The organism is Arthrobacter sp. 10L424 (assembly GCF_056395325.1).
The window spans coordinates 190,181-213,519 of record NZ_JBFTJH010000005.1 but is presented as its reverse complement, the minus strand read 5'-3'; the positions used below and the strand labels follow the sequence as shown (position 1 = coordinate 213,519).

The window sequence follows — 23,339 nt, the reverse complement described above, 5'->3', positions numbered from 1 at the left end:
TCCGGCCGCCCTATTGGTCAATATAGAGTCGGCGCATGACGGTAAAGATTCAGGACGGCGCGACGTACACGGTCGTGAAGCGCTCCCACCCTGCTGCCGGGCAGCGGACCTACTACTGGCTGGGTGATAACGGGCGAGAGCTCGAGCTCACGGATGAAGAGGCCGCTGATATTCGATAGGGCTGGACGAACCTGCCCCACGACGCGTCGGCTGCCCGGCGGTCCGGGGGCACTTTGCCGGGGTCCGGCGTCGTAATGGACGACGGCGGCCCGGCGTTTCGCGTCGAAGTGCCCCCGGACGGCGCGGCCCGCTGAGGGGCCTACTTCCCCAGGAACCCGAGCAGCGCCTCGTTGACCTCGGCGGCGTGGGTCCAGAGCATGCCGTGCGGGGCGCCCTCGATCTCCACGTATTCGGCACTGGGCAGTTCCTTGGCGAACCGCCGGCCCGTGGCGTCGATCGGCAGGATCTGGTCCGCGGTGCCGTGGACAATCAACGCCGGGACATCGATCTTGGGGATGTCGGCGCGGAAGTCAGTGAGCCAGGTCGGCTGCGCGGCCACCGACGCCGTCGGGCCGCCCGACGTCGCGAGGTTCCAGCCGGCCCGCATCACTTCCTCGGACAGCCGGGGTGTGCCCAGGAACGTGTCGCTGTTGTAGAAGTTCTTGAAGAACTCGCTGAAGAAGGCGTAGCGGTCGGCGGTGACAGCCTCCAGCAGGCCGTCGAACACGGACTGAGGGACGCCGTCGGGGTTGTCGTCGGTCTGCAGGAGGTAGGGCTCCAGCGAGCCGAGGAACACAGCCTTCGCCACCCGGGCCGAACCGTAGGTGCCGAGGTAGCGGCCCACCTCGCCCGTGCCCATCGAGAAGCCCACCAGCACGGCGTCGTTCAGGTCCAGGGTGGTGAGCAGGGTGTTGAGGTCCCCGGCGAAGGTGTCGTAGTCGTAGCCGTCGGTGGGCTTGCTGGACTGGCCGAAGCCGCGGCGGTCGTAGGTGATGACCCGGTAGCCGGCGCCCAGCAGGGCCGTGGTCTGCTTCTCCCAGGAGGATCCGTCCAGCGGGTAGCCGTGGATCAGGACTACCGGCTGCCCGGTCCCGTGGTCCTCGTAGTAGAGCTCGATGTCGGTGCTGTTCTCGGTTCCAACCTTGATGTATGCCATGTCAGCGGTCCTCTCGGTACGGTTCGGAAGTCAGTTCGTGCAGGAGCGGCGCAGCGCTGGTGCCACTGTACGGAACCAACGCCGGCAGGCAACAGGGTGTTCCCGCGAGAATCCCGCCCGTCCAAGCGACAAGCTGTGGGCGGGCGGGATTCCGGGCGCAGGGGACGCCGCTATGTTGCTATTTAATTGCCGCGCAGACATCCACCTTCGTGCCGGAGGTGCTCTTGAGCGTGAAAATACCGTTGGCGTCGATGGTGTAGACAATCCGGCCCACGTACTGCGTGGTTGACGGCCCTGCAGGCACGTCGAGAGGGAACAGGATCAGCCCGTTGTGGCCGGTGGCTGTGACCGTTGAGACGTTGGTTTCATTGTTGATACTCGTCTTGGTGACTGATCCGTTGCCCTTGAATGAAATCGATTTCTTGGTGTCGTAGTTGGTGTAGGTGAGGTTGAAGCCCTTGCCGGCCTCGATGATCCTGACTTTCAAGCCGTTCTGGTCGAAGAATTCCTTTGTATGGCGTTTGGAGTCAGTGCCCTGCCCGATGAGGCGGAAGTCGCAGCCTTGGCCGGCGGGTAGATCGAAAAACAGGTCGTCGGGCGGTCCGCTTGGCGGAGCTGCGCTCGCGGCCGGGGCGGAGAGGAATGCGGCCGCAAATACGGCCGCCGCTGCCATGCGGGCTGTTCTCGAGTGATTCATCGGGGGTTCCTCACGTGCCAAGGAAGCGAAGCTTCCGGTTGGGGCGCACCGCCAAGAGTGAACGGTGGAGACTGCTCGCCGGGGACGCTCAAAAGTAGGACTCGCCCATAGTGATGTCAATGGGCTTTGGGTTCGCCTGCGGACCCGCCTTGTCCTGCCCTTCACCGATTTCCGCCTCCATACCCCAGGGGGTATATTTAGTGCAGCAGACCCACCAACAAGGAGAACCAGATGTGCCGACAGGTTGCATGCAAGAAGTGCGGAAAGACCACCTGGGCCGGCTGCGGCCAGCACGTTGACCAGGTCATGCGGGGCGTCAAGAGCGCCGACCGCTGCAAGGGTCACGAGGGTGAAGTCAGCACCAAGACCGGCTTCTTCGCCAAGCTCTTCGGCCGCTAGCCCCGGTCCTCCGGCTGAAACAGAGCCCCCGTTGCACAAGGTGCAGCGGGGGCTCGGAGCGTTAACCCGGCCACGGGCCCGGCAAGAAAGCGCCCGCCTACTCCCGCAGCGACCTCGCCACCACATCCGTCAACTGGTGGATCACGGCCAGGCGTTCCTCGCTCTCGCCGTCCTCGCCCCAGGTGTAGATGGCCAGCGCGTAGGAGCGCTCGCCGGAGCTCAGGAGGGCCGCGTCGTGGACGTAGCCTTCCAGCTCGCCGTACTTGTGCTGCACCGTGATGTCCGGGCCGACGGCGGCCGGGATGAGCTGTTCGTTGTTGGTCTGCTGCATGTAGCCGAGCAGCTCCTGCGTGTGCTCCGCGTTCATCAGCTTGCCGGTCGAGAGCTGTTTGAGCACCTCCGCCATCTCGGCCGGGGTCAGCAGGTTCTGCTCCGGGTCATAGCTGATTCCGATTGACGCGGCGTACTCGATCAGCTTCGGGTAGCCGATGTCCTGCATCAGCAGCAGCCACGCATCGTTGCTGCTCGCGTTGACCATTGCCTTGACCTGGAACGCGGCGTCGTAGCTGCCCAGCGGCACGTCCAGGGACTTTTCGCCGGTCTCCACCAGGTGGTAATAGGCGGCCGCCGTGATGATCTTTGCGGTGCTGGCGGCCACGAACTCGGTCCCGTCGCCGTAGCTGCGCGACTCCCCGCCGTGCGTGTCCGCGAGGACGACGCCCACCCGGTAGCCGGGGTTCTCGGCCAGGATCCGTTTGATCTCGGTGTCGACGTCGACGGCGGCCTGCGGGACCGGCGCCGCGGGGGCCGGCGCTGCTTCGGGCTGCCCCTCCCACTGGCTCTCCAGGCTGGCGAGGAAGTCCGTCCTGGGTGCCGGCCCGGTGCGTACGACGGCCGCCGTCACCATGCCCAGCAGCACCAAGACCGTGGCCGCCCAGACCAGAAGCAGCTTCCCGCGCGCATTGAGGGATTTTGCGGCCGGACGGGATGATCCCGAGGTATTCATGGTGCAGGACCTTCCAGGTCAGGAGGCGGAGGGGTCTCCTGCAATGTATGCCCGGCCGCGGGGCATGTCCAAAAGACGCGCGGCGCGGCGCGGAGGTGAGGGCAGACTCCCGGCTGTGCCCGAGGCCGCAGGCGCGTGCGTTTCCCAGTCTCGTTTGCCGGGCGCCGCCGTCACCGCCCGGGCCGCCGGCCGCACTAGGCTGGCAGCTATGCCGAGGAAAATATCTGTGAGCCTGCCGGACCCGACCCTGCGCGAGTACCTGACGCCCCACCCCGATGTCACCGTCCTCGAGTGGGACCTGACCGGGGAGCCTCCCGTGCCGCGCCTCGATATCGTGGTCCAGCCGTACATGGGCGGCACGGAGGTCCTGCGCGCCCTGGAAGCGGTGGACTCCGGGCTGGTGCAGAGCCAGTCGATCGGGTACGACGGCGTCGCGGCCTCACTGCCACCGGGCCGGGTGTTCGCCAATGCCGCCGGCGTCCACGAGACCTCCACCGCCGAACTGACCCTGGCCCTGATCCTGGCCAGCCAGCGCGAGTTCCCGCGGCTGCTGCAGAACCAGCGGGAGGGCCGCTGGGAGACCCGGCCCACCGCCAGCCTCGCCGACCGGCGGGTCCTGATCGTCGGCTACGGCGGCGTGGGCAAGGCGATCGAGGACCGGCTCCTGCCGTTCGAGACCACCGTGACCCGGGTGGCCAGCAGGGAACGGACGGACGCCCGCGGCCACGTCCACGGCATCGACGAGCTGCACACCCTGCTGCCGGAGCACGACATCGTGATCGTCGGGGTGCCGCTGAGCGACGCCACCCGCCACCTCATCGACGACACTTTCCTCGCGGCGATGCCCGACGGCGCCTTGCTGGTCAACGTGGCGCGCGGCCCCGTCGCGGACACCGACGCCCTGGTGAAGCACACCGGCTCCGGCCGGATCCGCGCCGCCCTGGACGTCACCGACCCCGAGCCGCTGCCGCAGGACCACCCGCTGTGGCGGACCCCCGGCGTCATCATCAGCCCGCACGTGGGCGGGGCCAGCTCGGCCATGCGCCCGCGGATGGGGAAACTCCTGCAGCGGCAGATCGACCTCATGCTCGCGGGCGAACCGCCGGTGAACGTGGTGCTGGGCGGCTAAGTTTCGGGCGTCGGTCTACGACGGGGAAGCCAGAGGATACTAGGCAGTTTCTTCCAGAGTTACCGGCTGGACGTTCTCGCGTTCCTCCAGAGCTCCGGTTACTGAGGCTGTGAGGCTGTTGGAAATGTGGGTACGGGCGAGTTCGGCGGCGCCCGCGCCGTCGCCGGCGATGACGAGTTCGAGGATCTGGTGGTGCTGGTCCAGGTCGATCGTGCGGGGCTCGTCCCCGGAGGGGAGCTCAAGGCCGATGCGACGGTAGCGGTCGGACTTGTCCCACAGGTCATCCAGAAGCTTGATCAATACGGTGTTGTGCGAGGCCGCGTAGACGGCTCGGTGGAATTCCCTGTGCACCGTGATGGCTTCCTCCCCCCAAACCCGTGTAACAGGGAGCAGCTTCCCGGCCGCGGAGCGCATCGCGGCGATATCAGCCTCAGTCCGGCGGGAGGCTGCCAATTCTGTTGCTGATGGTTCGAGTGATAGGCGGACTTCAAGGAGTTCTCGTGCTTCGGAAGCGCTCATGGTGGCCACCCGGGAATCCCGATGGGTGTCCATGATGATCAGCCCCTCGCTCGAGAGCCGGCGGATCGCTTCACGTAGGGGGGTGATGCTCATCTGCATGCTGTCGGCCAGTTCGTACTGGGAGATGCGCGAGCCTGGGGCTAGGCCACCGGAGAGGATCAGTTGGCGGAGTTCGTTGTACGCCAGGCTGCCCTTGCTGGAAAAAACGTTCGTGGTGCTCATCTGCCGCTCCGGTTCGGTCGCTGGGGTACTGACCCCGTCACTTCAGTGTAGACCGGGAACATCTTATAAGAAATTCCGGAATGGGCTTGTGCTCCCCATCACGGACGGGCTAGCTTTGAATCCAAGTTCTTATAAGATATTCGCTTCGTGCCTCATGCCATCAATGCCCTGGCATGCTTCGAGACCCAATCTTATAAGAAATAAGATATTGACTCAGGAGAGATTCAAAGATGAAAATCGTTTCCGCCCACGTCGGCACTATCCCCATCAGTTCCTCTATCCGGAACGCGTTCATTGACTTCACCAAGATGGACTGCACGATCATCGCCCTCGTCAGTGACGTGTTCGTTGACGGAAAGCCCCTGGTTGGCTACGGATTCAACTCCAACGGCCGCTACAACGCCACAGGCATCCTGAAAGACCGCATTCTGCCACGCATCATGGATGCACCGTCCGAGGACCTTCTCGATGAGGATGGCCAGCTCTCCCCGGAGAAGGCATGGGACCTGATGATGTCCAACGAGAAGCCCGGCGGCCACGGTGAGCGCTCGGTCGCCGTCGGCGTCGCCGACATGGCCCTGCACGACCTTGCCGCCAAGATCGCCGGGGTGCCGCTCTACCGGTGGATCTCAGACCACTACGGCGACGGAAACCCGGACAAGGACGTCTTTGTCTACGCCGCCGGCGGCTACTACGCGCCCGGCAAGAGCCTGGAAGACCTGCAGAACGAAATGCGCGGCTTCCTCGCCAAGGGCTACGACGTGGTCAAGATGAAGATCGGCGGTGCCGACCTCGCCGAGGACCTCCGCCGCATCGAAGCCGTGATCGAGGTCCTCGACGGCGACGGCTCCCGCCTGATGGTGGACGTCAACGGCAAGTTCGACCTGGAGACGGCGCTGGCTTACGGCAAGGCCATCGACCAGTACGGGCTGTTCTGGTATGAGGAAGTCGGCGACCCGCTGGATTACGCCCTGAACGCAACCCTCTCCGAGCACTACAAGAACCCGATCGCGACCGGAGAGAATCTGTTCTCCCTCCAGGATGCCCGTAACCTGGTGCGCTACGGCGGGATGCGCCCGGATCGTGACTTCATCCAGGTCGACCCGGCCCTGAGCTACGGCCTGACCGAATACCGCCGGATTCAGGACATGCTGTCCCAGCACGGCTGGTCCTCACGCCGCTGCATCCCCCACGGCGGACACCAGTTCTCCCTGCACATCGCAGCGGCACTCAAGCTCGGTGGCAACGAGTCCTACCCAGGCGAGTTCCAGCCCACCGGCGGCTTCACAGACGACGCCGTCATCGTCAACAGCCGCGTGGCCCCGGGCGACCTGCCGGGCATCGGGCTCGAAGGCAAAGCGGAGTTCTACAAGGTCCTGCGCGCACTGCACGACTAGCCAATCCGGTAGTGCCCGGTCCCGGGCAGCATCCCTGCCCGGGACCGCACTTCTCCAAAATTCCCTGTCTGACGTGCAAAGGAGCACCCAAGATGTCGTCCCACACCTTACAGAATCCGCAACATTCCGCCCATCCGCCCAAGCAGTTATCCCGGTTCGGCCGGCTGCTGCGCGAACTCTGGTTCCAAGTCGTCCTGGGTGCCGTCCTGGGCATCGCAGTCGGCTTCCTGCTGCCGGAAGTTGGCAAACAACTCACCCCGCTCAGCGACTGGTTCATCGCGCTGGTGAAAATGATAGTGATCCCTGTGGTGTTCTGCGTGGTGTCCTTGGGCATCGCCTCGATGGACAGCCTGCGCAAAGCCGGCCGCATCGGCGTGAAGGCGCTGGGGTACTTCATCGCCCTTTCGCTGGTGTCAATGCTGATCGGCCTGGTCGTCGCCAACGTCTTCCGCCCTGGCGAAGGCATGAACATTGACCCGGACAAGCTGGACGCCAGCAAGGTGCCGGCGGCCGCTAACAAGGGCTTCGACGGCCTTGAGTTCGTCAACAACATCATTCCGGAATCGCTGTTTGGGGCCCTGACCGGCCACACCATCATCGCCGCGCTGATGGTATCGATCGTGTTCGGTGCCGCCTTGAACGTCTCCGGAGAATCCGGCGCGTTCCTCACCAAGGGCATCCAGGCCCTGTCGGTGGTCATTTTCAAGATCGTCAACTGGGTCATGCGCCTTGCCCCCATCGGTACATTCGGCGCGCTGGCGGCAGTGGTGGCAAACTACGGTACAGCCAGCCTTCAGCAGTTGGGATACCTCGTCCTGTTGTTCACCGCGACGTGCGTCCTCTACGTACTCGTGGTCCTGGGCACCATCGCCCGTGCCTGCGGACTGAACATCTTCACGGTGATGCGCTACTTCAAGGCCGAGCTGCTGATCGCCCTGAGCACCTGTTCGAGCGAAGCGGTCCTTCCGCAGCTAATCAAGAAGCTCGAGGCCATGGGCGTCGGTAAGTCCACCGTAGGCATTGTGATCCCGTCAGGGTTCTCCTTCAACCTCGACGGGTCCGCCGTCTACCTGACCATGGCCTCAGTGTTCCTGGCCCAGGCCGTCGGCATGGACCTCTCCTGGGAACAGCAGCTCGTCATGGTTGGCGTCATGATGCTCACCAGCAAGGGCACCGCGGGAATCGCCGGCGGCGCGTTCATCGTCCTGGCCAGCACCTTGAGCTCGGTCGGCGGAATCCCGCTGGCCGCTCTCGCCCTCATCGTCGGCATCGACCGGCTCCTGAACGAAGGCCGGGTGTTCATCAACGTCCTTGGCAACGTGATGGCAGCCGTCGTCGTGGGCAAATGGGAAAAAGACTACGACCCCGAACAGGCCCGCAGAGCCCTGCACGCCTCAGGCCAGATGAAAAACGAAATCGAATCAAAGACACCGACCGTTGTGCAAGCGGACAAGGTCGACGTCCACTAACACCGCACCGGCAGGGCCGCCGCGTACACCGCGGCGGCCCTGGGCCGCGCGAACCCGACGGCAGCTCATCCGCACCACTGGAATAGGAAGCCACCCGCACGATGGCCCTACGCATCTTGATCACCACCGACTACCTCCACCCGGGAGATACCGTTGACCAGCTCCTGCGCGAACACGGTCTTGAACCGGTCCACTCACCTTCCCGGGGGCCGCGCACCCTTGAGGAACGCCGCTCGTTGTTCGACGGCATATCCGGCGCGATCCTCGCCAGCGAACCAGTCACTGCCAGCATGCTCACCGGCGCTGCCTCCCTGCAAATCATCGCCCGCAGCGGAGTGGGATACGACTCCATCGACGTCCAGGCCGCGGCCGCACAAGGAATCAGGGTCTGCAACGCCCCCGGAACAAACCAGCACTCCGTCGCCGAACTGACCATCGGACTGATCATCATGGCCGCACGTCGCCTCTTGGAGGTCACGACCGCGGTACACCAAGGCCGCTGGCCCCGGGAAGCCGGCCGTGAACTGCGCGGTTCCACCCTGGGCATCATCGGCTACGGCCCCAGCGGACGCGCAACCGCAAGCCTGGGTGTCGCCCTCGGCATGACCGTCCTGGTCAGCACCGCCCACCCCGACCGCGATAACAGCGCGGTGCAGTTCACCGATCTCGACACAGTCATTCGCGACGCCGACTACCTCTCCCTGCACACCCGCGGAGGCCAGGGCATCGGCAAACTCATCGACGCGCCCCGGCTGCAAGAGATGAGACCCACCGCCGTCCTCATCAACACGGCCCGCGGCTCACTAATTGATGAAGAGGCCCTGGCCAAGGCAATTTCTGGCGGCACCATCGCCGGCGCCGCACTGGACGTGCTTGAGAGCGAACCCCTGCCCGGCGACAGTCCTCTACGGGGCTTGGGCAACGTGCTCATCACCTCCCACCTCGCAGGCCAGACAGCCGAAGCCCGGACACGGGCCGGACTGGCCGCCGCGCACGCCGTCATCGACGTCCTCGAAAACCGCGAACCGGCACACCCGGTCGACCGCTAACCCCGAACACCCGACAAAGACGAAGAAGGATCCTGATGTCGAAACCTCACCGCATTGCAGTCATTCCCGGCGACGGAATCGGCACCGAAGTCGTGCCCGAGGGGCTACGCGTTTTGGACGCCGCAGCCTCAGCCTTCGACCTGAACCTCACCTACGAACACTTCGACTACGCCTCGGCTGACTACTACACCCGGCACGGGAAGATGCTGCCAGACGGATGGTTCGAGGAACTGAACCAATTCGATTCCATCTTCTTCGGCGCCGTCGGGTGGCCCGACGTCGTCCCCGACCACGTATCGCTGTGGGGAAGCCTCCTGCAGTTCCGCCGCCACTTCGACCAGTACGTCAGTCTCCGCCCGGTCAAACTCCTGCCCGGCGTGCCCAGCCCCCTGACCGGCCGGGTCCCGGGCGACGTCGACTTCTACGTCGTGCGCGAAAACACCGAAGGCGAATACTCCAGCATCGGCGGGAAGATCTTCGAAGGCACCGACCGTGAAACGGTGATCCAGGAAACAGTCATGACCCGCACCGGCGTGGACCGGATCCTCAAATACGCCTTCGACCTGGCGCAAAGCAGGCCCAAGAAACACCTCACCTCCGCCACCAAGAGCAACGGCATCTCCATCACCATGCCCTACTGGGACGAACGAGTGCAGGCCATGGCCGCCGAATACCCGGAAATCAACGTGGATAAGTACCACATCGACATCCTTGCGGCGAACTTCGTTATGCACCCGGACTGGTTCGACGTCGTCGTCGCCAGCAACCTCTTCGGCGACATTCTCTCCGACCTCGGCCCGGCCTGCACCGGCACCATCGGCATCGCCCCCAGCGGCAACATCAACCCCGAACGCAAATTCCCCAGCCTCTTCGAACCGGTCCATGGCTCCGCCCCCGACATCGCGGGCAAGGGCATCGCCAACCCCATCGGGCAAATCTGGTGCGCCGCCATGATGCTCGAACACCTCGGAGAACCCGAAGCCGCGGCTGCCATCACCACCGCCATGGAAGCCGTGCTCGCCCACGGGCAACAGGCACTCACACCCGACATGGGCGGCAACGGCACCACAGAAGAACTGGGCAAAGCAGTGGCATCGGCCCTGACCGCACGCGCAACCGTGGGCGGGCGCAACCCCAGCTAACGCACGCCGCATCCGCCGGCGGCCAGCCCGCCACCATATAATTCGAGAATGCCAATCACCCGCCTTGACCGAGGCAACATCGTCCAGCCGTCCGCCAACAAGCAGTACGGATGCGGGCTGTGAGCGGCGGTCTGGTCGCCCTGCTGGACGACATCGCAGCCCTGGCCCGCATCGCGGCCGCCTCGGTGGACGACGTCGCGGCCGGTGCGGCCAAAGCGGGGGCCAAGGCCGCCGGCGTCGTGATCGACGACGCCGCCGTCACTCCGCAGTACGTGTCCGGGGCGGACCCGTCCCGCGAACTGCCGATGATCAAGCGGATCTTCTGGGGCTCGCTCCGCAACAAACTGCTGATCATCCTGCCGGCGCTGCTGCTCATCAGCGCCTTCATCCCGGGGGTCATCCCGTTCATCCTGATGCTGGGCGGCACCTACCTCTGCTACGAGGGTGCCGAGAAGGTCTGGCACAAGTTCTTCGGCCACCACGAGGCCGAGGAAGACAAGCCCGCGGTGGACCGGGGCCCCGAGGCGGAGGCCAAGGTCACCAAGGGCGCCATCACCACCGACTTCATCCTCTCCTGCGAGATCATGGTCATCGCCATGAACGAGGTGGCCGCCGAGTCCCTGTGGGTCCGCGCCATCATCCTGGTGGTCGTGGCGCTCGTGATCACGGTGGCCGTGTACGGTGCCGTCGCACTCATCGTCAAGATGGACGACATCGGCATGCACCTGGCAGCCAAGGACTCCGCGGGCTCCCAGCGCTTCGGCGAAATGCTCGTCAGGGGGATGCCCGCCGTGCTGGCCGCGATCACCTTCATCGGGACGATCGCCATGCTTTGGGTCGGCGGCCACATCATGCTGCAAGGGGCCAACGACCTCGGCTGGCACCTGCCGTACGACCTGGTCCACGTCCTCGAGAAACCGTTCGTCGGGATCCCGGTGGTGGGCGGCTTCCTGGCCTGGCTCGTGAACACCCTGTGCTCGGCCGTCCTCGGCCTCGCCTGGGGCCTCGTCGTTATGGCGGTCCTGGTCCTGCTGCTCAAGGTGCTGCCGTTCGGCAAAAAGAAGGGCGGCCACGAAAAGGGCGGCGTCCCCGCCGCCGTCGACGGCCATCAGCCGGCGAAGCACGACGCCGATCCCGCCTCTTAGGTCGTAAACCCCGGCAGAAACGGCCTGCGGCTGTCGTTTCCGGCTTTTCAGGGCTTCCGCACGCTACAGCAGCGCCGCCGTTGACCGCCCGGAACGTCCTGAGTAATGTGAGTCCACTATCCATCCGCGCCGTGGAGGCAGCAATGGGCGGCAAGTCCAGGAGCAGCGCCGACTGCGAGGTCAGGACTGCGTGCGGCGACCTGGACGGTACCGGCAGGATGACAACGCATGACTGACGAAAACAAGGACGAGGTCCTCTGGTTGCCGCAGCCTGAAGAGCAGGATTTTCCGGGCGCCGCGGCTTATCTTTCCTTACTTGCATCCGACGACGTCGTTGCCCCCATTGTCGCGTCCCTCAGGTCCGCGCCAATCCAGCACCGCAAGGCGAAGGATATCCTCCGAGCCGCGAGACTGGAGCTGCTGCCTGATCACAACGCCCACGTGGCCTCGGACCTGAAGAAGATCAAGGAAGGCAAGAAGCTCTCGCCCATCCTGATGGTCAGGGGCGACCTGGCGCGGGGCATTCCCGCGCAGGTGGCCGATGGCTACCACCGGGTGTGCGCAAGCTACTACACGGATGAAAACACCGACATTCCACTCAAGCTGGTTGACGTGCCCCGGTAACCTCCGCAAGCCAACCGCAATGCCGGCTGAAGGAGGAACGTGTCGTTCTATCAGCTCGCCCTGATCGCCGCCGTCGCTCTCCTCGGGCCACTGCTGGCGCTGCCCGTGAAGTGGCACCTTCCCGTGGTGGCGGGGGAGCTGCTGGCTGGTATGGCCATCGGGCACACGGGTCTGAACCTGGTGGATGCCTCGGATCCCACATTCACCTTCGTGGCCGACGTCGGGTTCGCCCTCATCATGTTTGTCGCCGGGACGCATGTCCCTGTGCGGGACGCGGCCATCCGCCCCGCGCTGGGCGGTGGAGCCCTTCGTGCCGGCATCGCCGCAGTGCTCGCGTGCGCCGTCGGAATCATCATTGCCTATGCTTTTGGCACCGGGCATGCACCCCTTTACATCGTTCTCCTCGCTTCCTCTTCGGCAGCATTGGTCCTGCCGATCGTCGATTCGCTGCGGCTGAAGGGGCCAAAGGTCCTGATGACAACTGCACAGGTTGCGGTAGCGGACGTTGCCTGCATCGTGGCACTTCCGCTTGCTGTTGACCCACCCCATGCGCTGAGGGCGGCCCTCGGGGCAGCGCTGGTGGCGGTGTGCGCTGCGGTTCTGTTCTTTGTGCTTCGCTGGCTGGAGCGCAGCGGAACGCGCGGACGGGTGCATGATGTGTCCGAGGACCGGAAGTTCGCCTTGGAGCTGCGGATCCAGCTTGCTCTGCTGTTCGCCCTCTCGGGGCTTGCCGTCGCAGGCCACGTGTCCATCATGCTGGCCGGGTTCTCTTTCGGCCTGGTGGTCGCAGCGGTGGGCGAGCCCCGGCGGCTGGCTCATCAACTCTTCGCCGTCACGGACGGCTTTCTGGGGCCGGTGTTCTTTGTCTGGCTGGGCGCATCGCTCAATCTGCGCGTCCTTGCAGGCAGCCCCAGGATGATTCTCCTCGGGATATGCCTTGGCCTGGGAACCCTGGTGGTCCATGGAAGCCTGCGGCTCCTCGGCCAGCCCCTGTCGCTTGCGGTGCTGGCAGCGTCCCAGTTGGGAGTGCCGGTTGCCGCAGCCACTGTTGGCTCGCAACTGCAACTGCTGGAACCGGGAGAAGCCGCGGCGATGATCCTCGGTGCGCTCATCAGCATCGGGGCGAGCACCATCGCGGGCTCACGGGCGGCGCGCACGTTTTCGCAGCCCGCCGCGGCGCCGGTGGGCAAGCCGCCTGAGGGCGGCCCGGCCGTGGCTGCCTGATTCGCCCAAGTCGGCGGCAAGCGTTGCCGGTGCAGGCAGTCCTCACCACCAAGCACTAACTGCCCGCTCGCCGTGCCCGGCACAAACACACAGGATTCGCCCTGAGAGGAACCCGTTCCACTCCAAGCCTGCGGACGTAAACTGACCTTCGGATTACTCGGCGGAACACGTGGCTGGGAGTACGGATGCTCTGGAAACTGCTGGTTGAATACCTGACACCGCAACGCAGGCTGCTGCTCGCCGTCGTCGTCTTCCAGCTGGCGCAATCCATCGCGTCGCTGTACCTGCCCACCCTGAACGCGGACATCATCGACCAGGGCGTGGCCAAAGGGGACACGGACTACATCCTGCACACCGGCGGCGTGATGCTGCTGGTCACCCTGCTGCAGATCGCCTGCGCCATCGCGGCCGTGTACTTCGGGGCGAAGGCGGCGATGGCGATGGGCCGGGACGTGCGCGGGGCGATCTTCAGCCGGGTGGCGGCCTTCTCCGAGCAGGAGGTCACCCGCTTCGGCGCGCCGAGCCTCATCACCCGCTCCACCAACGACGTCCAGCAGGTCCAGCAGCTGGTGCTGATGTCCGCCACCCTCATGGTGGCCGCGCCCATGCTCTGCATCGGCGGCGTCATCATGGCGATCCGGCAGGACGCGCAGCTGTCCTGGCTGATCGCGGTCAGCGTTCCGGTGCTGCTGGTGGGGGTGGGGCTGATCATCACCCGGATGGTGCCGCTGTTCCGGCTCATGCAGACCCGGATCGACACCGTTAACCGGGTGCTCCGCGAACAGCTCACCGGCATCCGCGTGGTCCGCGCGTTCGTCCGCGAGGACGTGGAGACCGCCCGCTTCGCCCGGGCCAATGAGGACGTCACGGACACCGCCCTGCGCGCCGGCCGGCTGATGGCGCTCGCGTTCCCCGTGGTGATGCTGGTGCTGAACGTCTCGTCCGTGGCCGTGATCTGGTTCGGCGCGTTCCGGATCCAGGACGGCTCCATGCAGGTGGGCACCATGATCGCGTTCCTGAGCTACCTCATGCAGATCCTGATGTCCGTCATGATGGCCACGTTTATGGCGATCATGATCCCGCGCGCGGCGGTCTCCGCGGACCGGATCGGCGCGGTGCTGGGCACCGAATCCAGCGTCCGGCCGCCGGAGCACCCGCTGGATTTCTCCGGCCGCACCGGCCGCGGCGAGCTGGAAATGCGCGACGTCGGATTCGCCTACCCGGGTGCCGAACAGCCGGTCCTGTCCGGGATCACCTTCACCGCCCGGGCCGGGAAGACGACGGCGATCATCGGCGCCACCGGTTCCGGCAAGACCACCCTGGTGAACCTGATGCCGCGGCTCTTCGACGCGACTTCCGGCGCGGTGCTGATCGACGGCGTCGACGTGCGGGAGCTGCACCCGGACCTGCTCTGGGGGCACATCGGCCTGGTCCCGCAGAAGCCGTACCTGTTCTCCGGCACGGTCCGCAGCAACCTGCTCTACGGCAAACCCGACGCCACCGAGGACGAACTCTGGCGGGCGCTGTCCATCGCGCAGGCGGAGGACTTCGTCCGGGAGATGGAGGGCGGGCTGGACGCGCCCGTCTCGCAGGGCGGCACTAACGTCTCCGGCGGGCAGCGGCAGCGGATCGCGATCGCCCGGGCACTGGTGAAACGGCCCGAGCTCTACATCTTCGACGACTCCTTCTCCTCGCTGGACACCGCCACCGACGCCCGGTTGCGGCAGGCGCTCAAGCAGCACACCGCCGGCGCCACACTGGTGATCATCGCCCAGCGCGTCTCCAGCATCGTCGACGCGGACCAGATTCTGGTGCTCGACGGCGGCCGGATCGTCGCGCACGGCACACACGCGGAGCTGCTGGAGACCTCGGAGACGTACGGCGAGATCGTGAACTCCCAGCTCGCGGCGGAGGAGGCGGCATGAGCAAGGTCGAGTCCCAGACCCCCGGCGCCGGGGGCGCGGGCGGCGGCCCCGGCGGAGCCACCAAGGAGGCGCCGCTGCGGATCCCCCGTCCCGCGGGCGGGCCGGGCCGCGGCGGGCCGTTCGCCGGGATGAACGTCCCGGCGGAGAAGGCGATGAACTTCTGGCCGTCCGCCAAACGGCTGCTGGGCCAGCTGCGGCCGGAGCGGCTGTGGCTGGTGCTGGTCCTGCTGCTCGCCGTCGTGAGTGTGACGTTCTCGGTGATCGGCCCGCGGCTCCTCGGCGAGGGGACCAACCTGATCTTCGCCGGCGTCGTGTCCAAGCAGCTGCCCGCCGGGGTGAGCCAGGACCAGCTGATCGCCCAGCTCCGCGCGCAGGGGCAGACACAGCAGGCGGACATGCTCAGCGCCATGACGCTGACGCCCGGCGCCGGGATCGACTTCGCGGCGCTGGCCAACGTGCTGTTGTGGGCGCTCGCGCTGTACGTGCTGGCGTCGGGATTTATGTGGATGCAGGCATATATCCTCAACGGCGTGGTGCAGCGCACCATGTTCCGGCTCCGCGAGCGGATTGAGGCGAAGATCAACCGGCTGCCGCTGCGGTACTTCGACTCGATCCAGCGCGGCGAGCTGCTGAGCCGGGTCACGAACGACGTGGACAACATCTCGCAGAGCCTGCAGCAGTCCATCAGCCAGGCAGTCACGTCGCTGCTGACCGTGCTGGGCGTGCTGGTGATGATGGTCATCCTCTCGCCCACGCTGGCGCTGATCGCGCTGGTCACCGTGCCGCTGACGCTGGTGACGACGGCGGTGATCGCCAAGCGATCGCAGAAGCTGTTCGTGGCGCAGTGGAAGCACACGGGGGAGCTGAACGGGCAGATCGAGGAGACGTACACCGGGCACGCGCTGGTGAAGGTGTTCGGCCGGCAGCGGGAGGTGGAGGAGCGGTTCCGGCAGAAGAACGCGGAGCTGTACGAGGCCAGCTTCGGCGCGCAGTTCGTGTCCGGGCTGATCATGCCGGCCATGACCTTCATCGGGAACCTGGTCTATGTGGGGATCGCCGTGGTGGGCGGCCTGCAGGTGGCCGCCGGAGCGATGCAGCTGGGCGACGTGCAGGCGTTCATCCAGTACTCGCGGCAGTTCACCCAGCCGCTGGCCCAGCTCGGCTCGATGGCGAACCTGCTGCAGTCCGGGGTGGCGTCGGCCGAGCGGGTGTTCGAGCTCCTGGACGAGGCGGAGCAGTCCGCGGATCCCGTGCCTGCGGTGGCGCCGAACGGCGGGCGGGGCCGGCTGGTGTTCGAGAACGTCTCCTTCTCCTATTCGCCGGACAAGCCGCTGATCACTGACCTGAGCCTGGTGGCCGAGCCGGGGCAGACGGTGGCGATCGTCGGGCCGACCGGGGCGGGCAAGACCACGCTGGTGAACCTGATGATGCGGTTCTACGAGCTCGACGCCGGGCGGATCACCCTCGACGGCGTGGACGTCACCGCGATGACCCGCGACGGGCTGCGCTCGCGGATGGGCATGGTGCTGCAGGACACCTGGCTGTTCGGCGGGACCATCCGGGACAACATCGCCTACGGCCGGCCCGGCGCTTCGGAGGCGGAGATCCTGGAGGCGGCGAAGGCGACGTACGTGGACCGGTTTGTCCGGTCCCTGCCGGAGGGCTACGACACGGTGCTGGAGGACGAGGGCTCTAATGTGTCCGCCGGTGAGAAGCAGCTGCTCACCATCGCCCGGGCGTTCCTGGCCCGGCCGTCCGTGCTGATCCTGGACGAGGCGACGAGCTCGGTGGACACCCGCACTGAGGTGCTGGTGCAGAAGGCAATGAGCGCGCTGCGGTCCGACCGGACGTCGTTTGTCATCGCGCACCGGCTCTCCACCATCCGCGACGCCGACCTCATCCTGGTGATGGAATCCGGGCAGATCGTGGAGCAGGGCACGCATGCCTCGTTGCTTGAGGCGGGCGGGGCGTACGCGGCGCTTTACGCGGCGCAGTTTGCGGCGCCTGTGGCGGAGGTCTGACGCATCGCTGGGCAGCCCGCTCTGCAGTCCAGGGGCACATCCACCCCAACGGCTTGAGGCGGACGCAAGGGCAGGCAACCGGCTCGGCATAAGGTGAGGTGTCGGCCAATTGAAATGCCTAGTCAACTTTTATCTGACAAAGGCGGAATCGTAAGAGGCGCGAGTGCGCTCCTCACCTCTCGAAGGATGGAAAAACGCATGATGCCCGCTGCCACCCGGAACGCGCCGGAGCGCACTGCCAGATTCGGCTTCGCTTTCATCGGCGTTCTGCTCATCGCAGTTAACCTTCGGGTGTCCTTCGTCAGCGTGGGACCGGTGCTCGGGAGCATCAGCAGCGACCTTGGCTTATCCAGTGCCGCAGCAGGGTTCCTCACGGGCCTTCCGCTCATTGCTTTCGCAGTCTTCTCCCCGCTGGCACCCGGCTTTGCTTCCCGCTTGGGTCTCGACCGGGCACTGTGGACGTCCCTGCTGATCCTCGCCACGGGCATCGTGCTTCGCTCCTTATCGTTGCCCGGCGTCATCTGGGCGGGAACCGCGCTGATCGGCTTAGCTATCGCATTTCTCAATGTGCTGGTGCCCTCCCTCGTAAAGCGGGACTTTCCGCTGCGGGTCAGCCAGGTCACCGGAGGCTACACCGCAACGCAGGCCGCCTTCGCAGCGATCGGGGCAGCCGTCGTCGTTCCCGTGGCACAAACGTCCTCGGCGGGATGGCGGCTTGCCCTTGGAATCTGGGTCGGACTGGCTCTCATCGCCATGGCGGTGCTCCTGCCGTGGCTGCGCCGGCACAGATCAGGCACCGCGCACGCCACCAGGCCGGAGGTTTCCTTCCGGTCGCCCTGGACCTCAGCCTTGGGCTGGCAGGTGACGATCTTTATGGGACTGCAATCGATCGCCTTCTACGTCCTGATGGCATGGTTGCCCACCATCGAACAAAGCCAGGGGGTTCCGGCCACTACTGCGGGCGTCCATCTGTCCGTATTCCTGCTCATCAGCGTGTTCGCCAGCCTTGCCACAGGGGGAATCCTGCACCGCGGTTCGGACCAGCGGCTTGTATCCTTCACGAGCGGCGGGCTCACGTTCGTGACGTTTCTCGGGCTGGCAGTTGCGCCGGACCTCCTATTGCTGTGGGTCATTCTTGGGGCGATCGGGTGCGGGAGCCTCATTGTCATCGCTCTGTCGCTGTTCAGCCTCCGGACCGTGAATTTCCCGCAGGCAGCGTCCTTGTCCGGCATGGCGCAATCCATCGGCTACGGTCTCGCCGCGGTAGGGCCGGTAATGTTCGGTGGTCTTCGCGACGTGAGCGGGGGCTGGACGCTTCCGCTCCTCGTCACCGCGGGCCTCATGGCGGTTCTCGCCCTGACGGGTCTGCTTGTTGGACGTGACCGGGTGATCAGCGGTTCAACATGATCCGCTCTTTAGCCACGCGTTCAGGAGGTCAGGGTGGACACCGCTTCGCCCAGTGCTCAAGGTGAGGTCATGACCTCGGTCGGTTCCGCGCGGCGGGCGACGACGGCCGACGCCGCCGTCGTTGCGCAGTTGCTTCAAGACTTCAACACTGAGTTCTCGACGCCGACCCCGGACGTTCGCGAGCTTGAATCGCGGTTGACGCAGCTCCTGGCGGGGGACGACGTGGTGGTCCTGCTGATCGGCGAGCCGGCGAGCGGTGTTGCTGTGCTGAGTTTCCGGCCCAACGTCTGGTATCGAGGGCCGGTCGCGATCCTCGACGAGCTCTACGTCCGTCCAGAGCTGCGCGGTCACCGCCTCGGCAGTGCGCTCCTGGACGCGGTCCTCGACCTGGTACGCGAACGGGGCGCTGCCCTCATTGAGATCAACGTCGATGGAGAGGACACCGATGCGCGCCGCTTCTATGAAGCACGCGGGTTCACCAATACTGAGCCCGATCAGACAGACCCAATGTTGTACTACTACCGAGAGCTCTGAATTCGGGCACCCGGTGCACATCCGTAACGGTGCTGCGGGGTTGAGGATGGCCGTCGCGCCGGGCGGCGGATAGCATGCATTTGTGATCCCTCGGCAGCCCGCCGGGCAGTTCTCCAAGGAGGAAAACCATGGGTCTGGGTAACAAGATCCGGAATGCGGCGACAAAGCTGACCGGCAGGGCCAAAGAAGCCACAGGCAAGGCAACGAGGGACGACCGCCTCAAGAACGAAGGCAGGGGCGACCAGGTGAAGGCGGGCCTGAAGCAGGCGGCAGAAAAGGTGAAGGACGCTTTCAAGAAGCACTGACGACCGGTAGTGCCGAGAGCTAGTCCCGCCGGTGGGGATCGCCGTGGTGGGCGGGCTGCAGGTGGCCGCCGGGGCGATGCAGCTGGGGGATGTGCAGGCGTTTATCCAGTACTCGCGGCAGTTCACCCAGCCGCTGGCCCAGCTGGGGTCGATGGCGAACCTGCTGCAGTCCGGGGTGGCGTCGGCAGAGCGGGTGTTCGAGCTGCTGGACGAGGCGGAGCAGTCGGCGGATCCTGTTCCGTCCGTGGCGCCGAACGGCGGGCGGGGCCGGCTGGTCTTCGAGAACGTGTCCTTCTCGTATTCGCCGGACAAGCCGCTGGACCTGAGCCTGGTGGCCGAGCCGGGGCAGACCGTGGCGATCGTCGGGCCGACCGGGGCGGGGAAGACCACCCTGGTGAACCTGATGATGCGCTTCTACGAGCTCGACGCCGGGCGGATCACGCTCGACGGCGTGGACGTCACCGCGATGACCCGCGACGGGCTGCGCTCGCGGATGGGCATGGTGCTGCAGGACACCTGGCTGTTCGGCGGGACAATCCGGGACAACATCGCCTACGGCCGGCCCGATGCTTCGGAGGACGAGATCCTGGAGGCGGCGAAGGCGACGTACGTGGACCGGTTTGTCCGGTCCCTGCCGGAGGGCTACGACACGGTGCTCGAGGACGAGGGCGGCAACGTTTCGGCGGGGGAGAAGCAGTTGCTGACCATTGCCCGGGCGTTCCTGGCCCGGCCGTCGGTGCTAATCCTGGACGAGGCGACATCGTCCGTGGATACGCGCACCGAGGTGCTGGTGCAGAAGGCGATGAGCGCGCTGCGGAGCGACCGGACTTCGTTTGTTATTGCGCACCGGCTCTCCACCATCCGCGACGCCGACCTCATCCTGGTGATGGAATCCGGGCAGATCGTGGAACAGGGGAATCATGCGGAGCTGCTGGCCGCGGGCGGGGTGTATGCGGCGCTGTACGCGGCGCAGTTCGCGGCCCCGGTGGCGGAGGTCTAATGGACATGGAGGACCGCCGCAGGGTGACGGAACTGCTGCATCCCGAACGGATGGGCGTGGTCCTGAGCGATGAGCTGATGCTGCACCCGAAACAGTCCATCGACGCGTTCGTGTTCCACCACCCGGAGGCGAAGTACTTCAAGGTGTGATTTTTGGGTCTGAAACGGCCAAAATGCCTTGACCTGCGCATACACTGCCACCATGGGCGTCTTTGATACTTCATTCGACTACAAGACCGACGAGTCTCGGAAGGCTAAGCGGGGCAAATCCGGCGGCCTGGGCGACCCGGACGCGAACAGCGTGAGGCTCCGGGCGGACCACGAACTGCTGTGGACCAAGGAGTTTTGCTCCGGTGACCGTTTCGCCCCGAGCGCCTCCTTGACCCGTTCCAACGAGTACCTCATCTTCACTGACTCCTCTGGAGCGAGGCATTGCTACGGCAGCGACGCCATCACCGCCTCTTACACCAAATGGATGCGTCCTCAGTCTCTTGTCGACGCCATCGCGGGGCTCAGCTACGAGCAGCGGGCCCGCTACCTCGACCCGCCGTACACCATTGGCAGTGCGATGATTTGGCCCGTGAGGAACAAGGACCGACCCACCATAAATCAGGCACGAGGGACCAGGTCGCTGATCTCTGACCGGATCGACCTGACTCTCGAGTGCATCCGGCGCCACTACGCAGGAGAACCGGAAAGCCCGCTTGCCGATGTCATCAACGCGTACGCGGACTTCTTCGCGCTCTTCGGGCAGCGGGAAAAAGGGTTCAGGTGTTTTGTGGACTTCTTCCACTTTCAGGACCTGGTGACGCCCGACTACGACGACATACGGTTCTTCCTGCCGTTCGACAACTTCCAGCGTCGCGGGACACCAGCCACGACCGAGGAGTACGTGGAGTACCGGGAGAACGTACTGGAGTTCATCAACAAACGAGGGCAGCGCATGGCCAAGTGGGTCGTAGAGAATCACCCCGACATTGAGGTTCGCGAGTAGCGCCTTGTGCTCCGCCAGTAGGTCGGGGACAGCGTGCCAGGGCATCCCCGCAGTGCCATTGGACCCTGAGCTGAAGCCGCCCCGTATCCACAGCTCAACTTTGCCTTTCACTCGGCGGGGGAGCAGGCGGCTTCTTCGCCCACCCCACGCGCAGGCGAAGATCTGGAACGGCGTCCACTGCCCGATCCCGCCCCACACAGCGCTCCGCCTCACCGCCCTCATCAAGGACACCACAGCCTTTTGCGATGAAGGGCTTCAAGGAATCTCTCCTGACGAAGGCCCTCTGCATCGTCGACCCAGAGAGGTACGTAACGATCCTCATGTACACCGGCGTGGCCGGCAAGCGGGAAATCGCACGGTCGCTCTGGGGTCTCGAACCGCCCGATCCCGAATAGGTCACCTGGACTAATGGACGCCTCCTCCTATGGAGCAACGACTTTCTGGTTGCCCTTCTCGGCGACGGATACCGGCACCAGCAGCACGCTGCTGAGTTCCTGTGGTGGGCCAAGGACAAGGCCTAGACGGGGTGCACCGCCCGCGGCTGCACTTGAAGACTGGCGCGGGATCGACCCGCGGCCGCTCAACGCCAACGGCCACTCCGCAACGACCACGCTACGGCCTAAACTCAGAGCTGTGAGCACATATGAACCTGCAGAATTGGCTCGGGAACTCGGCTACACCAACGAGCAACGACCGGGGAAGGTCGTCCGGGACTATCTTCGGAAAAAATACCCAGAGCACCCGAAGTATCAGAGGTGGGCACTCAATGAAGCCCAGGCCGCCGACGTTCGCGTCAACGTCCCCCGGAAGCACTGACAGTTCGCACCTAGGCTGAAGGGCGTCAAACAGTTACTGTTCGAACGTGCCGGCCGTCTCGTCCCCAAGGATCCCTGGCTTGCTGTGGACGGCCGTTGGCCCCAGCCGCCCAACTCGGGCGCTCTGCGGAGACCTCGACTGACAGGTTCCAGCAGTTCCGATTGGCGGTAATGTACTCAGCCAGACGCTAATCAGGGACAGCTGTCCAGAAGCCGTTGCCGTCGGGATCGGCGCCGCCGTGAATTGGGCGTCGCCCCCACGGGTTGCGATGCAGCCTTTGGATTTTGAGGTAGGTAGCACCGACTGCTGCCGATGGGTGATATGTGTGTAGGCGTTTACGCGGTTCACTTGATTCGCTTTCTGATTTTGTGTCGGTGATGTGGACATCTAGGCCGATTCGGGGCATAAAAAAAGACCACACGTCGGTGGTCTGCTGACTGGCTTGCCTAGGGTTAGGCGAGGAATTCTCGCCGCATCATGGCGTTGAAGACGTCAAGCGTCACCTGCACCTGTTCTTCCTTTTCGATGCGACTCTGCAAGTTCTTGTGCATGGCCCGAACCTCCTCATACCGGTTGGCGTGGGACTGTTCTATCGATCGGTATGAGCTGCCGTTCATGTCGGCGTTGATACTCTCGGAGAGCAGGGCGTCTGCCAGCGCTTCGAGGACGATGACTGCGGATCGTGGCCCGAACATTCCTTCCACATCCTGCGGACGAAGCCCTTCGCCGTGTTCGGTGGAGATGGTTGCCCACCCGCCATGAAGCGGCAACGAGTCCAAGTCTCTTGTGCTCAATCCCGTATCTTCGAGCGGAATCGTGAGTCCAGCCACGAGATGCTTGCCGTCTACGCCGAAGGCCGGCTTGTCACCTATCATCCCTACGACAACGACCGGATACAGGTTTACCTCGAGCAAGGGAAGCCCGTGTTCGTCCTCGCCGGCAACCACGAATTCCATCTCAAAGCTGCCGTCGACATGTAGCTGGGGACCGTTGTTCATCTTGTCCTCTTTCATTTGTGGGTGGTGGGTTAACACATGAAGAGGCTCTGCTCGCCATGGCGAACAGAGCCTCTTCATCATCTTGAACTGGAATACGCTTGAGGCAGTGGAGTCAACTTCGTTTGCCTATGGCCCAGTTTGCGAAAGCTTCCGTTTCACATT

The 23,339-nt window shown here is 65.0% G+C and carries 23 protein-coding genes and 2 pseudogenes; 20 read left to right on the top strand and 5 right to left on the bottom strand.

Annotated elements, in window-relative coordinates:
* Window positions 1–35: 35 nt before the first annotated feature.
* Window positions 36–179: a hypothetical protein gene (locus AC1DC5_RS11930; protein WP_476865276.1), complete on the top strand. Its 144-nt coding sequence runs from the start codon at window positions 36–38 to the stop codon at window positions 177–179.
* Between the two features lie 140 nt (window positions 180–319).
* Here AC1DC5_RS11930 and AC1DC5_RS11925 read toward each other — a convergent pair whose 3' ends face one another.
* A complete protein-coding gene (locus AC1DC5_RS11925) occupies window positions 320–1,156 on the bottom strand; it encodes an alpha/beta fold hydrolase (protein WP_476865275.1) in 837 nt (278 codons plus the stop codon).
* A 178-nt stretch (window positions 1,157–1,334) separates the two neighbouring features.
* On the bottom strand, window positions 1,335–1,829 hold the full coding sequence (locus tag AC1DC5_RS11920) for a hypothetical protein (RefSeq protein ID WP_476865274.1): 495 nt from the start codon (window positions 1,827–1,829) through the stop codon (window positions 1,335–1,337).
* 255 nt (window positions 1,830–2,084) lie between these two features.
* Here AC1DC5_RS11920 and AC1DC5_RS11915 point away from each other — a divergent pair, with 255 nt between their 5' ends.
* Window positions 2,085–2,252 (top strand): hypothetical protein, encoded by a 168-nt coding sequence (locus AC1DC5_RS11915; protein ID WP_192815714.1) that lies wholly within the window; start codon window positions 2,085–2,087, stop codon window positions 2,250–2,252.
* Window positions 2,253–2,349: 97 nt separating this feature from the next.
* Here the strand turns inward: AC1DC5_RS11915 and AC1DC5_RS11910 are convergent, their stop codons facing one another.
* The gene (locus tag AC1DC5_RS11910) at window positions 2,350–3,258 is read right to left on the bottom strand and encodes a serine hydrolase (protein WP_476865273.1); all 909 of its coding nucleotides are present in this window, start codon (window positions 3,256–3,258) and stop codon (window positions 2,350–2,352) included.
* A gap of 208 nt (window positions 3,259–3,466) precedes the next feature.
* Between AC1DC5_RS11910 and AC1DC5_RS11905 the strand changes: the two genes are divergently transcribed.
* Entirely contained in the window at window positions 3,467–4,387 is a 921-nt protein-coding gene (locus tag AC1DC5_RS11905; RefSeq protein WP_476865272.1) for a 2-hydroxyacid dehydrogenase, read from the top strand.
* A 39-nt stretch (window positions 4,388–4,426) separates the two neighbouring features.
* Here the strand turns inward: AC1DC5_RS11905 and AC1DC5_RS11900 are convergent, their stop codons facing one another.
* Window positions 4,427–5,128 carry a GntR family transcriptional regulator gene (locus tag AC1DC5_RS11900; RefSeq protein WP_476865271.1) on the bottom strand — a complete coding sequence of 234 codons (702 nt, stop codon included), beginning with the start codon at window positions 5,126–5,128 and terminating at the stop codon, window positions 4,427–4,429.
* Window positions 5,129–5,358: 230 nt separating this feature from the next.
* On the opposite strand from AC1DC5_RS11900, the gene AC1DC5_RS11895 reads away from it, so the two are divergent.
* The 17 genes and pseudogenes from AC1DC5_RS11895 to AC1DC5_RS11815 all read left to right on the top strand — a co-directional run bounded on the left by AC1DC5_RS11895 (window position 5,359) and on the right by AC1DC5_RS11815 (window position 22,179).
* A complete protein-coding gene (locus tag AC1DC5_RS11895; protein WP_476865270.1) occupies window positions 5,359–6,525 on the top strand; it encodes a mandelate racemase/muconate lactonizing enzyme family protein in 1,167 nt (388 codons plus the stop codon).
* Window positions 6,526–6,617: 92 nt separating this feature from the next.
* Entirely contained in the window at window positions 6,618–7,994 is a 1,377-nt protein-coding gene (locus AC1DC5_RS11890) for a cation:dicarboxylate symporter family transporter (RefSeq protein WP_476865269.1), read from the top strand.
* A gap of 101 nt (window positions 7,995–8,095) precedes the next feature.
* Window positions 8,096–9,043, top strand: coding sequence for a phosphoglycerate dehydrogenase (locus AC1DC5_RS11885; RefSeq protein ID WP_476865268.1), 948 nt, complete (start codon window positions 8,096–8,098; stop codon window positions 9,041–9,043).
* A gap of 35 nt (window positions 9,044–9,078) precedes the next feature.
* Complete coding sequence (locus AC1DC5_RS11880; RefSeq protein ID WP_476865267.1) at window positions 9,079–10,185, top strand: tartrate dehydrogenase; 1,107 nt, start codon at window positions 9,079–9,081, stop codon at window positions 10,183–10,185.
* Between the two features lie 119 nt (window positions 10,186–10,304).
* Complete coding sequence (locus AC1DC5_RS11875) at window positions 10,305–11,330, top strand: DUF808 domain-containing protein (protein WP_476865266.1); 1,026 nt, start codon at window positions 10,305–10,307, stop codon at window positions 11,328–11,330.
* Window positions 11,331–11,558: 228 nt separating this feature from the next.
* Window positions 11,559–11,954: a hypothetical protein gene (locus tag AC1DC5_RS11870; protein ID WP_476865265.1), complete on the top strand. Its 396-nt coding sequence runs from the start codon at window positions 11,559–11,561 to the stop codon at window positions 11,952–11,954.
* Window positions 11,955–11,993: 39 nt separating this feature from the next.
* On the top strand, window positions 11,994–13,178 hold the full coding sequence (locus tag AC1DC5_RS11865; protein WP_476865264.1) for a cation:proton antiporter: 1,185 nt from the start codon (window positions 11,994–11,996) through the stop codon (window positions 13,176–13,178).
* Between the two features lie 185 nt (window positions 13,179–13,363).
* The gene (locus tag AC1DC5_RS11860; RefSeq protein WP_476865263.1) at window positions 13,364–15,103 is read left to right on the top strand and encodes an ABC transporter ATP-binding protein; all 1,740 of its coding nucleotides are present in this window, start codon (window positions 13,364–13,366) and stop codon (window positions 15,101–15,103) included.
* Window positions 15,100–17,124: an ABC transporter ATP-binding protein gene (locus AC1DC5_RS11855; protein WP_476865262.1), complete on the top strand. Its 2,025-nt coding sequence runs from the start codon at window positions 15,100–15,102 to the stop codon at window positions 17,122–17,124. Before AC1DC5_RS11860 ends, AC1DC5_RS11855 begins: the two co-directional genes overlap by 4 nt.
* 198 nt (window positions 17,125–17,322) lie before the next feature.
* On the top strand, window positions 17,323–18,531 hold the full coding sequence (locus tag AC1DC5_RS11850) for an MFS transporter (RefSeq protein WP_476865261.1): 1,209 nt from the start codon (window positions 17,323–17,325) through the stop codon (window positions 18,529–18,531).
* Between the two features lie 69 nt (window positions 18,532–18,600).
* Window positions 18,601–19,065 carry a GNAT family N-acetyltransferase gene (locus AC1DC5_RS11845; RefSeq protein WP_476865260.1) on the top strand — a complete coding sequence of 155 codons (465 nt, stop codon included), beginning with the start codon at window positions 18,601–18,603 and terminating at the stop codon, window positions 19,063–19,065.
* Window positions 19,066–19,193: 128 nt separating this feature from the next.
* Complete coding sequence (locus AC1DC5_RS11840; RefSeq protein ID WP_476865259.1) at window positions 19,194–19,370, top strand: CsbD family protein; 177 nt, start codon at window positions 19,194–19,196, stop codon at window positions 19,368–19,370.
* A 31-nt stretch (window positions 19,371–19,401) separates the two neighbouring features.
* Window positions 19,402–20,370: pseudogene (locus AC1DC5_RS11835) on the top strand (ABC transporter ATP-binding protein); the annotation flags it as partial.
* Window positions 20,370–20,519 (top strand): annotated as a pseudogene (locus tag AC1DC5_RS11830) (vitamin B12 dependent-methionine synthase activation domain-containing protein); the annotation flags it as partial. The pseudogenes AC1DC5_RS11835 and AC1DC5_RS11830, both read left to right, overlap by 1 nt.
* Before the next feature lie 52 nt (window positions 20,520–20,571).
* Complete coding sequence (locus AC1DC5_RS11825; RefSeq protein WP_476865258.1) at window positions 20,572–21,363, top strand: DUF6994 family protein; 792 nt, start codon at window positions 20,572–20,574, stop codon at window positions 21,361–21,363.
* A gap of 245 nt (window positions 21,364–21,608) precedes the next feature.
* On the top strand, window positions 21,609–21,758 hold the full coding sequence (locus AC1DC5_RS11820) for a hypothetical protein (protein WP_476865257.1): 150 nt from the start codon (window positions 21,609–21,611) through the stop codon (window positions 21,756–21,758).
* A 238-nt stretch (window positions 21,759–21,996) separates the two neighbouring features.
* Window positions 21,997–22,179, top strand: a complete 183-nt coding sequence (locus AC1DC5_RS11815) for a hypothetical protein (RefSeq protein ID WP_476865256.1) — start codon at window positions 21,997–21,999, stop codon at window positions 22,177–22,179.
* Window positions 22,180–22,631: 452 nt separating this feature from the next.
* Here AC1DC5_RS11815 and AC1DC5_RS11810 read toward each other — a convergent pair whose 3' ends face one another.
* Window positions 22,632–23,192, bottom strand: a complete 561-nt coding sequence (locus AC1DC5_RS11810; RefSeq protein ID WP_476865255.1) for a hypothetical protein — start codon at window positions 23,190–23,192, stop codon at window positions 22,632–22,634.
* Window positions 23,193–23,339 lie beyond the last annotated feature (147 nt).

Bases quoted from the DNA above. Each gene is read 5' to 3' on its own strand.
- AC1DC5_RS11925 (WP_476865275.1), bottom strand. From the start codon at position 1,156: ATGGCATACATCAAGGTTGGAACCGAGAACAGCACCGACATCGAGCTC.
- AC1DC5_RS11810 (WP_476865255.1), bottom strand. From the start codon at position 23,192: ATGAAAGAGGACAAGATGAACAACGGTCCCCAGCTACATGTCGACGGC.
- AC1DC5_RS11915 (WP_192815714.1), top strand. From the start codon at position 2,085: ATGTGCCGACAGGTTGCATGCAAGAAGTGCGGAAAGACCACCTGGGCC.
- AC1DC5_RS11890 (WP_476865269.1), top strand. From the start codon at position 6,618: ATGTCGTCCCACACCTTACAGAATCCGCAACATTCCGCCCATCCGCCC.
- AC1DC5_RS11920 (WP_476865274.1), bottom strand. From the start codon at position 1,829: ATGGCAGCGGCGGCCGTATTTGCGGCCGCATTCCTCTCCGCCCCGGCC.
- AC1DC5_RS11870 (WP_476865265.1), top strand. From the start codon at position 11,559: ATGACTGACGAAAACAAGGACGAGGTCCTCTGGTTGCCGCAGCCTGAA.
- AC1DC5_RS11930 (WP_476865276.1), top strand. From the start codon at position 36: ATGACGGTAAAGATTCAGGACGGCGCGACGTACACGGTCGTGAAGCGC.
- AC1DC5_RS11905 (WP_476865272.1), top strand. From the start codon at position 3,467: ATGCCGAGGAAAATATCTGTGAGCCTGCCGGACCCGACCCTGCGCGAG.
- AC1DC5_RS11885 (WP_476865268.1), top strand. From the start codon at position 8,096: ATGGCCCTACGCATCTTGATCACCACCGACTACCTCCACCCGGGAGAT.
- AC1DC5_RS11840 (WP_476865259.1), top strand. From the start codon at position 19,194: ATGGGTCTGGGTAACAAGATCCGGAATGCGGCGACAAAGCTGACCGGC.
- AC1DC5_RS11860 (WP_476865263.1), top strand. From the start codon at position 13,364: ATGCTCTGGAAACTGCTGGTTGAATACCTGACACCGCAACGCAGGCTG.
- AC1DC5_RS11855 (WP_476865262.1), top strand. From the start codon at position 15,100: ATGAGCAAGGTCGAGTCCCAGACCCCCGGCGCCGGGGGCGCGGGCGGC.
- AC1DC5_RS11820 (WP_476865257.1), top strand. From the start codon at position 21,609: ATGAAGGGCTTCAAGGAATCTCTCCTGACGAAGGCCCTCTGCATCGTC.
- AC1DC5_RS11900 (WP_476865271.1), bottom strand. From the start codon at position 5,128: ATGAGCACCACGAACGTTTTTTCCAGCAAGGGCAGCCTGGCGTACAAC.
- AC1DC5_RS11850 (WP_476865261.1), top strand. From the start codon at position 17,323: ATGATGCCCGCTGCCACCCGGAACGCGCCGGAGCGCACTGCCAGATTC.
- AC1DC5_RS11910 (WP_476865273.1), bottom strand. From the start codon at position 3,258: ATGAATACCTCGGGATCATCCCGTCCGGCCGCAAAATCCCTCAATGCG.
- AC1DC5_RS11895 (WP_476865270.1), top strand. From the start codon at position 5,359: ATGAAAATCGTTTCCGCCCACGTCGGCACTATCCCCATCAGTTCCTCT.
- AC1DC5_RS11845 (WP_476865260.1), top strand. From the start codon at position 18,601: ATGACCTCGGTCGGTTCCGCGCGGCGGGCGACGACGGCCGACGCCGCC.
- AC1DC5_RS11880 (WP_476865267.1), top strand. From the start codon at position 9,079: ATGTCGAAACCTCACCGCATTGCAGTCATTCCCGGCGACGGAATCGGC.
- AC1DC5_RS11825 (WP_476865258.1), top strand. From the start codon at position 20,572: ATGGGCGTCTTTGATACTTCATTCGACTACAAGACCGACGAGTCTCGG.